The organism is Gammaproteobacteria bacterium, from assembly GCA_028817255.1.
Taxonomy (GTDB): domain Bacteria; phylum Pseudomonadota; class Gammaproteobacteria; order Porifericomitales; family Porifericomitaceae; genus Porifericomes; species Porifericomes azotivorans.
In genome coordinates this window covers 1-10300 of sequence record JAPPQA010000050.1, presented here as the reverse complement: position 1 = coordinate 10300, position 10300 = coordinate 1, and the positions used below count along the sequence as shown (strand labels likewise).

Here is a 10300-nt window from a genome sequence, read left to right as displayed (position 1 = left end):
GTGGGGCGGCAGCCGGCTCCAGGGGGGAGTGATGGGAAAAATGAGACGCAGGCTTGCCCCTGGCTTGTCTTTACTGCATTAACGGGGGCAGGAATCTACCCTCCATGGCGGGGTGGGAATCGTTTCCCCTCGATTGCGTAACGGCCCGGCGGCGCGCGGGATGCGCCGCATATGCACAGGCGGCACGGGCGGTGCTGGGCGCGGTGCGGCGGCGGGCATACAATGCGCGCCATGAGCGGAAATTTCGCGACGGGATTCGCAATGACCCCGGCAACGAGGTCTCGCCGCCGCGGCGGCCCAGGATGCGGGCGGGCGCCGGCGCGGCGCGGTGCCCTCATGGGGGCGGCTCTCCGGGGAACGGCTCCCTGGGGCAAGGCTTCCTGAACATGGCCGTCGTCCCCTTCGCACCGTCTCCCAAGGTGGCCGCGCCGGCGCCGGGGCGCGCGACGCGGGTAGCGGCGGCGCTGTCTGGAGGGGTGGACTCCTCGGCCACCGCCTGCCTGCTGCGCCGGGCCGGGTTCCGGGTCGAATGCGTGTTCATGCGCAACTGGCGGGACGGCCAGGGACGCGGTTGCGGCGACGCGGACCTGGACGCCCAGGATGCCTACAGCGTCTGCGCCAGCCTGGAATTGCCTATCCGCACCGCGGACTTCTCCGACGCCTACCGGGAATGCGTATTGCACCCGTTCCTGGAGGAATACCGAAACGGCCGCACCCCCAATCCCGACGTACTGTGCAACGAAGAGATCAAGTTCCGACGCCTGCTGCAATACGCCCTGGAGCAGATGGGCGCCGAGCGGCTGGCCACCGGCCATTACGCGCGCATCCGGCGCCACGGCAACGAGTACCTGCTGCTGCGGGCGCGGGACCGCGCCAAGGACCAGAGCTACTTCCTGCACCGGCTGGGGCAGGAAGAGCTGGCGCGCCTGCTGTTCCCCCTGGGCGACTGGCGCAAGCCGCAGGTGCGCCGGCTGGCCGCGGAGGCCGGGCTGGTCACCTGCGACAAGAAAGACAGCACCGGCATTTGCTTTGTAGGCGCCCGCGACTTCCGCGCCTTCCTGGGGCGCTACCTGCCCCACCGCCCCGGCGAAATACGCAGCCTGGAGGGCCATGTCCTGGGCCGCCACGACGGGGTCTGGTTCTATACCGCGGGCCAGCGGCGGGGGCTGGGAATCGGGGGGCGCGCCGGCGGCAAGGGAACGCCTTGGTACGTGGTCGCCAGAGATACCGGGCGCAATATCGTTTATGTGGCGCAGGGGCGGGAACACCCCCTGCTCTACAGCCGCCGCCTCCGCGCCGGCAGGGTGCATTGGATCGCAGGGGCGGCCCCGCCCCTGCCCTGCGACTGCCAGGCGCAGTTGCGCTACCGGCAACGGGCGCAGGACTGCCGCATCGCGGCAACCGCGGGCGGCGCGCGGGATGCCTGCGAGGTGGTCTTCGAGGCGCCGCAATGGGCAGCGGCGCCCGGCCAGTCCGTCGTCTTTTACCGGGACGAGATCTGCCTGGGGGGCGGGATCATCGAGGATTCGGACTAGCGGAACGCGGCGCCGCGGGACTGCGGCGGCGGCGGTTGCCCGGCCGTTACGCGCCCGAGGGGGAAGCGAGGCGCCCCGCTTGCGCGCGCAAGCCTGCCCCCGGCCATGCCTCTTCCGACGCCATTCCCGAGCGCCATATGCGCCGGACCCTCAACGCTGCCGCGAGAACGGGCGAATGATCGCATATAATATGCCCATGCCGTACCGGGGCTACCGCACCGAACCAGGAAAACGCTAGGCCGGAAAAACGCAAGGAGATACCATGCCGAACAGTTTCGATGCCCGTTCCTCCCTGGCCGTCGGGGACCGGAAATACGAGATCTACCGCCTGCAGGCGCTGGCCGCCCGCTACGAAATCGCCGGCCTGCCCTATTCTCTGAAGATCCTGCTGGAGAACCTGCTGCGCCGCGAAGACGGGGCAAGCGTCCGCGCGGAGGACATCGAGGCGCTGGCCGGATGGCAACCGACGGCCCCGCCGCAACGGGAGATCGCCTTCAACCCGGCACGGGTGCTGATGCAGGACTTCACCGGCGTCCCGGCCATCGTTGACCTGGCCGCCATGCGCGACGCCATGGCCGGCCTGGGCGGGGACCCGGACCGGATCAATCCGCTGGCGCCAGTGGAGCTCGTGATCGATCACTCCGTGCAGGTGGACATCCACAACCGCCCCGACGCACTGGAACGCAATACCGCTATTGAATTCGAGCGCAACCGGGAACGGTACGGCTTCCTGCGCTGGGGACAGCAGGCATTCGACAACCTGCAGGTGGTCCCGCCAAACACCGGGATCGTGCACCAGATCAACCTGGAGTACCTGGCCCGCGTCGTGTTCGAGAACCCGCGCAACGGCGTCGTGCAAGCCTACCCGGATACGCTGGTCGGCACCGACTCGCACACCACCATGATCAACGGGCTGGGCGTGCTGGGCTGGGGCGTCGGCGGCATCGAGGCCGAGGCGGCCATGCTGGGCCAGCCGCTGAGCATGCTGATCCCACAGGTGGTGGGCTTCGAGCTAAGCGGCAGACTGGCGGAAGGGGCCACCGCCACCGACCTGGTGCTCACCATTACCCAGATGCTGCGCCAGCACGGGGTGGTGGGCAAATTCGTCGAGTTCTACGGCGAGGGACTGGAGCGCCTGCCGCTGGCAGACCGCGCCACCATCGCCAACATGGCCCCGGAATACGGGGCCACCTGCGGCCTGTTCCCGATTGACCGGGAGACCCTGGACTACCTGCGGCTGTCCGGACGCACCCCGGAACGGCTGGCGCTGATCGAAGCATACGCCCGCGAGCAGGGCCTGTGGCACCAGCCCGGAGACGCCGCGCCCCGCTATCTGGAGACCTTGCGGCTGGACATGGAAACGGTGGAGCCTTGCCTGGCCGGACCGCGCCAACCGCAAGACCGCATCCCGCTACACCGCGTCCGGGAAACCTGCCGGGAAACCGTGCGCGCCCTGCGCCAAGGCGGCGGCAATGGCGGCGGCGGCAACGGCAAAGCGGCGGCGCAAGCGGGGCGCAACGGCGCGCTACGGGACGGCGCCGTGGCCATCGCCGCCATCACCTCCTGCACGAATACCTCCAACCCGTCGGTAATGATCGGCGCCGGGCTACTGGCCCGCAAGGCGCGCGAACGCGGCCTGAAGACCCCGCCCTGGGTAAAAACCAGCCTGGCGCCGGGCTCCATGGTGGTACGCAATTACCTTGAGCGGGCGGAGCTGATCCCGCACCTGGAGGCGCTGGGCTTCCACATCGTCGGCTTCGGCTGCACCACCTGCATCGGCAACTCCGGCCCCCTGCCCGAGCCCGTCAGCCAGGCGATCGCCGAGGGCGACTTGGCGGTAGCCGCCGTGCTGTCCGGCAACCGCAACTTCGAGGGCCGCATACATCCCCAGGTGCGCATGAATTTTCTGGCCTCGCCGCCCCTGGTCGTCGCCTACGCCCTGGCCGGCACCATGGACATAGACCTGCAAAACGACCCCCTGGGCGGCGGCAAAGACGGGCGCCCGGTCTATCTGCGCGACATCTGGCCCAGCCAGGCGGAGGTCCGGGACACCATCGCGGCCACCGTGGACCCGGCCGCCTTCCGGGAAGGCTACCGCGACCTGTACGCGGGCGACCAACGCTGGGCGACCCTGGAAGCCGCCAAGGACAACCGTTACCGCTGGCGCGAAGACTCCACCTACGTGCGCCGTCCGCCCTTTTTCGAGAAGCTGTCGGCGCAACCGCCCGCGGCGCCGGGAGCAATCCGCGGGGCGCGGTTGCTGGCCCTGCTTGGCGACGGCATCACCACCGACCACATCTCCCCGGCAGGGGCCATCCGTCCGGACGACCCTGCGGGGCGCTACCTGCTGGAGCAGGGGGTGGAGCGGCGGGACTTCAATTCCTACGGCGCCCGGCGCGGCAATCACGAGGTCATGATGCGCGGCACATTCGCCAACATCCGCCTGCGCAACCGGCTGGCGCCGGGCCGGGAAGGCGGATGGACCACCCATGCGCCCTCGGGCCGGGAGATGCACATCTACGAAGCCGCCATGCGCTACCGAGAGGAAGAGACGCCGTTGCTGGTGATCGCCGGCCAGCGATACGGCACCGGTTCCTCGCGGGACTGGGCGGCCAAGGGCACCCGCCTGCTCGGCGTGCGCGCCGTGCTGGCGGGCAGTTTCGAGCGCATCCACCGGGCCAACCTGGTAGGCATGGGCGTCCTGCCCCTGGTCTTTGCCGATGGCAGCGACGCGGAGTCTCTGGGGATCGCCGGCACGGAGGAATTCGACCTCGAGGGACTGACACCCGGCGCATCCCGGGTCACGGTGGTCATGCGCAACGGCGAACGGGAGCAGCGCTTCCCCGCGACGGTACGAATTGATACCCCGAAAGAATGGGATTACTACCGCAACGACGGCATCCTGCCCTACGTATTGCGCCGCCTCGCGGTCAGCTAGGCGGCGCCCCGCCGGGCCGCGCGGCGCCTCCTTCCCGCCGCCGGTGCGGCACGGCGCTGCTGGCCTGCGCCCTGCTGCTGGGCGGCTGCCAGGGACGCTATTATTTCTCTCCGGAGGAACCGCCCTCCGGCGTGTTGCGCTATTCCCTGGAGACGCTCCCCTACCAGGAATACTGGACAGGGCTCAGCTTCAACGGCAAGAAGATCGGGTTTAACCGCGTCGCGGTGCGCCGCGAGGGCGAAGGCCACGTCATCGAATCCGAGACGGCGCTGCAGATGCGGTTGCTCGACCGCAACAAGGGGTTCCGCATGTTTGCCCTGGATCGGATCGCCCCCGATCTGCAACTGCGGGAATTCGAATACCGCTATTCCCTGGACGGCAGCAACCTTGAGCTGCGCGGCCGGGTAGAGGGCGAACGGCTGCAGCTCCAGATCGTCAATGCAGCCGGCGTGCACGAACAGGCCCTGGACCTGGGGCAGGAGCCGGTATATCCGCGCAGCGCCCTGCTGCTCTACCCCCTGGTCCAGGGCATAAGGCCCGGCGTAAATTACCGCTACTGGGTTTACGATGCGGAAGACCGGCAACTGAGCGAGGTGCGGCAGTACGTGACCGGTTACGAACGCAGCAATCTATTCGCCGGCGGCGCCTACCGGTTACAGACCTCGATCCGCGCCCAGGAAGCGACCGCCTGGATTGGCGCCAAGGGCCAGCCGCTACTGGAGAGCAGCCTGGACGGCGTCATGACCGCCCTCCTGCAAAGGGAAGCGCAGGCGCGGAACTACCTGGTCCAGGCGGCCCTGAACAGGGAAGAAACCCTGATTAACTACAGCCTGGTGCCTGCCGACCGGAGGATCGCCGACCCCCGCAAGGCCAGCGCGCTGACGTTGGCGTTGAGCGGCATGGGAGAGTTCCTGCTGCCGGTCCCGAACTCGCGCCAGCAGTGCGCCCCGGCCGACAACGGCGATGTAATCTGCCGCGTCCTGGCAACGGTTGCGCACCGCGAGCCGGCGCCGCCGGACGAACATCAACTGCAAAAATATCTGGAGCACACGCCGATCCTCCCCACTGGCCATCCCACCCTGGAGCTGCTGGCGACGGATATCGCCGGCGGGCTGGAAGACCCGGGCGAGCGGATGCGCGCCGTGTTCTCCTGGATCCGGGACAACATCGGCGACGACGCAGTGGACGTATTCACCGCCCTGGACGTGCTGAAACAGCGCAACGCCGAGTGCCAGGGGCAGAGTTTTCTCTACACCTCCCTGGCACGCACGCTGGGCATCCCCACCCGGGTAGTCAACGGCCTGGTCTATTCCAAGCGGCGAAACGGCTTCCTCTACCACACCTGGGCAGAGAGTTGGGACGGCAACGCCTGGCAGAGCATCGATCCCACGCTGGGGCAATTCCCCGTGGACGTTACCCATATCCGCCTGATTGACGGCGCGGAAATTTCCGACCTCACGCCGCTGCTGCAACTCATCGGACGGATACAGGCGCGCGTACTGGAGGTAGGCGCGCCGTAGCGCCGTCCCCCGCCGGCAGCGGAGAAAAGAAACCGGCCGGGCGCGTCCCGAAGGGCATCGTCACGGCGCGCGCAGTCCCTCTCACGAAGGACTGCGCTCCGTAAAAAGCGCTCTTATAAAGAGCGTTTTTTCGGCGTTTTCGGCGGCTTTTCGCCCTGCAAGCGCCCGCCGGAACGGCCTTCGATCACTGTCCAGCCCGCCGCCGGCTCCTGCGGTCCCTCCACGTACTCCACCACCTCCAAGCCGAATCCGGCCAGGGCATGCAGGCGCTTGGGGGCGCTCAGCACGCGCATCTTGCGCACCCCCAAGTCGTAGATGATCTGCGCCCCCAGACCGATGGTGCGCAGGTCGCGCTGTCCGGGAAGGTGCCAGGCGCCGGGGCGCCCGCCCCCGGAGTCTCGCAACCGCTCCACCTGAGCCAGCAATTCGCTCCTGCCGATCTGGTTGCACAGCAGCACCGCGACCCCGCCCTCGCGGGCAAGATACTCCAGGGTGGCGGCGGACAGCGAGCCGCCCGGCGCCCCGCCCGCCTGTGCCGCCAAGTCGTGAACGGGGTGTTGCAAATGCACGCGCACCAGCGTGGGACGCTCTTCCCGGATCTCGCCGAAGACCAGGGCCAGGTGCACGTCCTGGCGCACATCGTCTTCGTAAAGCGCCAGGCGGCACTCTCCGAAACGTGTGGCCAGAGGCGTCTCCACGATGCGCCGGACCGTCTTCTCGTGTTGCAGCCGAAAGCGGATCAGGTCCGCAATCGTCCCGATTTTCAGACCGTGGCGGCGGGCGAAGGCCTCCAGTTCCGGGCGCCGGGCCATGCTGCCGTCCGCGCCCAGGATCTCGACGATCACCGCCGCGGGAGGCAAATCCGCCAGGCGGGTCAGGTCGCAGCCAGCCTCGGTATGCCCGGCCCGCACCCGCACCCCGCCGGGGTGCGCCATCAAGGGAAACACATGGCCCGGGCGCACCAGATCGCCGGGGCGGCTGGCCGGGTCCGCCGCCGCGCGAATGGTGCGGGCGCGGTCGGCGGCAGAGATGCCCGTGGCGATCCCCCGCGCGGCATCTATGGATACCGTGAAGTTCGTGCCGTGGTGGGCAAAGCCCCGCTCGGACATCAGCGGCAGGTGCAGGCGCTCGCAATCGGCGCGGGTCAAGGTAAGGCAGATCAGGCCGCGCCCGTGCTGCGCCATGAAGTTCACATGCTCCGCCCGCGCCAGCGAGGCCGCCATCACCAGGTCGCCCTCGTTCTCGCGGTCCTGGTCGTCCATGAGGACCACCATCCGCCCCTCGCGGAGTTCGGCAATGAGTTCCTTCGTATCGTTCATGACGCTACCGGGGCAGGACGCGCCGCCGGAGGGCGCGTTCGTCCGGACCTGGAATTATAACGAAGGCGGCGGGCAAAAAGGGAGAAAGGGAGAAAGGCGCTGCAACTACCCCAGGGAGGAAGCGGCGGCCCCCTGTTCAGCGGGCCTGTTCAGCGAGTCTTTCAGCGGGCCAGAGGACCGCGGGCCGGGACCAGCAGCGCCTGGAGCGGCGCCCCCCGCCCGGCCTCCGGCAGCGGGGCTTCATCGCCAGGGTCGAAGTCTTCTTCTTCCAACCCGTCCTCGTCCAGTTCTTCCTCCCCGCCGCCAAAGTACTCGATAAACTCCTCGCGCAACTTGAGGTAGTCCTGCAGCACCTTTTCGTAGCCGAGCAAGCGCTTGTCCAGCCCCCGGGATTCGGAGGCATCCGCCTCTTCCTCCCGCGCCCGCCGGAGCTCCTCGCGCAACCCGGCCAGGGCCTCCTGCACCTCCGCGATCAACGCATCCAGGTCACTCAACTCCAGCGGCGGCGCGCAGCCTTCCAGCTCCTCGCACTGGGAGAGATACATGGAGATGCCCGTGCCGATCAGGCTGAACAACTCCAGCTCCGTCTCGAACAAGGACGGATCTATGATAAACAGGGAAATCAGGTTCAGCAGGTCGCTCGCCGGATTGATGGCGCTGAGCACCTGCTCCACCACGTTCAGGTTCAGGGCCTGGATGTAAGTATTCTCCAGCACCGACAAGGACACGCCCTGGAACACACTGCCCGGGTTGATCGTGGGAGCGCCCTGGCCCCCGCCCTGCGCAAAGCGCAACGGACCCATAACGCCCAGATAGAACCTCAGGCTCGCGGCCTGCTCGACGGCCCCGCCCGCGACGACCAGGGCGCCGCTGCCGCGAACATTGCGAACCAAATCGCCGTCCAGCAACACCTCTATATCGCCGCTTGTCGTAACGCCCTGCGTACCGGCCGCCACGATCACGACCTCCTGGCCGGAGCCGGCGACCTGGGCATCGCTATCGCCGGGAGAGACCGCCCCCGCCGCGATATCGGCGGCCAGCGCGACATCCCGCCCCAACAGGAACAAGCTCCCGGGGACCGCCACCGGCCCGGCAATGGTCAGGAGGCCGGTGCCGACGCCCCGGTCATCTACGAACGCGGCTGCCGGGGGCACGGGTGCCGGGAGCGCCGGCAACACCCTGCCGGAGTCGCTCACCGGCAGCGGCAACCGGGTGACAGCGCCGCCCGACGAAACGACCCGGGGAATGCCCCCCAGCAGTACCGGCCCCAGAAAATCGCGCAGGACGGGCAGCGTCAGGCGTTCCTCGCCGGCAACAGGCACCATGCCTATCGGCGTGTTAATCGCCAGGTTCGCCCCCAGCGTATCCGGCAGTGCCGCCGCGTAGGCGCTGGCGTCCGCCCCGGCGGCAAACGCCTCGAAACCGTCGAGGCTCTGGACGAATAAGTCGGCACTCAACATCGTGTCGTCGCCGGAATAGAGCCGTTGCGCCGTCGGGGTCAGCAACAAGGCCGCCCACCCGGAGGCGGGGGCCAATTCCAGCACATCCTCGGCCGTGCCGCCGCCGCCCGACAGGCTGCCCGGGTGCGCCTCGCTGAGCGTGAAGGCGTCCACTCCCGTGCCGCCGCTCAGGGTCTCAATGGCGGCAAAATCCAGCGCCTGCCCCCCGCTCTGGTAGCGGTTCGCGGCCCCCAGCGTCCAGGTCGCTGCCGCGTCCAGCCCCGCCAGGCCATCCGTCGTCGCGGCGCCGCCGCGCAGCTCGCGAATGCCGGTAAAGGCGCTGACCACGGCGCCGCCGGACACGCCGCCGCCGAAACCGTCCGCGCCCGGCGTCCCGTCCAGCGCCACCGACACCGCCGTCGTCAACGTCGCAAAGTCCAGCACGTCCGCATCCGCCCCGCCGGCCACCGTGCCCGTCACGCTGCCGCCGGCATTCAACGTGAACATGTCCGCGCCGCCGCCGCCCATCAGATCGCCCGTGTACGCCGCGTCAACCACGAAGCGGTCCACCCCCGTGCCGCCTTGCAGGTTCTCTATGCCGCGAAAGCCCAGCGTCTCGCCGCCGCTCGCGTAACTGTGCGACGCAGCCAGCGTCCAGGTCGCGGCGGATGCCAGACCCGACAGGCTGTCCGCACCCATGCCTCCCACCAGCGTCCGAATGCCGGTAAACGAGCTCAGCGTCACGCCGCCCGCCGCTGCGCCGTCGAAACCGGCCGTGCCCGGCGTCCCGCTCAGAGTGACCGTTACCGCGGGCGTCAAGTCCGCAAAGTCCAGTACGTCCGCATCCGCCCCGCCGACCGCCGCGCCCGACACGCTGCCGCCGCCGAAATCGAAGGTGTCGGCGCCGCCCTCGCCCAGGAGGCTCCCCGTCAGCGCCGCGCCCGTACCGATCTGGAACACATCGTCGCCGTCGCCGCCCATCAGATCGCCCGCGTAGGCGCCGGTCACCGCGAAGGTATCCGCCATGGAACCCCCTTGCAGGGCCTCGATGGAGGTAAAGGCCGGCGGCGTCACCGCAGCGCCGCCCATCACCGTGTAACTGAAGCTTGTGCCGGTCAGCGTCCAAGTGGCGACCGCATCCTGCCCCTGCAAGGCATCGCGGCCCATGCCGCCGTCCAGCATGGTCGCGCTCCCCAATATGTCCAGGGCGAAGACGTCGGCGCCGGCGCCGCCCGAAATGCTGCCCGCATGAGCGTTATCGCCCATAAAGGCGTCCGCCACCGAGCCGCCATCCAGGTGCTCGAAGCCGCGAAAACTCAGCTCCCGCATCGTGCCGTCGCCATCGGCGCTCTGGTAGCGGTTGCCCGCCGCGCGCAGCGTCCAGGTCGCGACCGCATCCAGGCCCGCCAGCCGGTCCAGGGGGGGGTTCATCACTTCGCTCCCCGTCAGGGCGTCCACACCGGCGAAGCCCACCGTCACGCCGCCGCTCACCGCACCGCCGAAGCCGGCCGCAGTCGGCGCGCCGCTCAGCGTCACCGTCACCGCATCC

5 protein-coding genes are annotated in these 10300 nt (G+C 68.9%); 3 read left to right on the top strand and 2 right to left on the bottom strand.

All coding sequences use genetic code 11. The annotated features are described in order from the left end of the window. The first annotated feature begins 191 nt into the window (after positions 1 to 191). The 3 genes from mnmA (at position 192) to OXU43_02585 (ending at position 5993) form a co-directional block, all read left to right on the top strand. A complete protein-coding gene (gene mnmA, locus OXU43_02595; GenBank protein MDD9824048.1) occupies positions 192 to 1535 on the top strand; it encodes a tRNA 2-thiouridine(34) synthase MnmA in 1344 nt (447 codons plus the stop codon). 262 nt (positions 1536 to 1797) lie between these two features. Further along, positions 1798 to 4473 carry an aconitate hydratase AcnA gene (acnA, locus tag OXU43_02590; protein MDD9824047.1) on the top strand — a complete coding sequence of 892 codons (2676 nt, stop codon included), beginning with the start codon at positions 1798 to 1800 and terminating at the stop codon, positions 4471 to 4473. Then, the gene (locus tag OXU43_02585) at positions 4410 to 5993 is read left to right on the top strand and encodes a transglutaminase-like domain-containing protein (protein MDD9824046.1); all 1584 of its coding nucleotides are present in this window, start codon (positions 4410 to 4412) and stop codon (positions 5991 to 5993) included. Before acnA ends, OXU43_02585 begins: the two co-directional genes overlap by 64 nt. Positions 5994 to 6106: 113 nt before the next feature. On the opposite strand, the gene ribB is transcribed toward OXU43_02585, so the two are convergent. Both ribB and OXU43_02575 read right to left on the bottom strand, forming a co-directional pair. After that, positions 6107 to 7312, bottom strand: coding sequence for a 3,4-dihydroxy-2-butanone-4-phosphate synthase (ribB, locus tag OXU43_02580; GenBank protein MDD9824045.1), 1206 nt, complete (start codon positions 7310 to 7312; stop codon positions 6107 to 6109). Between the two features lie 161 nt (positions 7313 to 7473). Further along, the coding region (locus OXU43_02575) for a hypothetical protein (GenBank protein MDD9824044.1) at positions 7474 to 10300 on the bottom strand (2827 nt) is incomplete at its 5' end.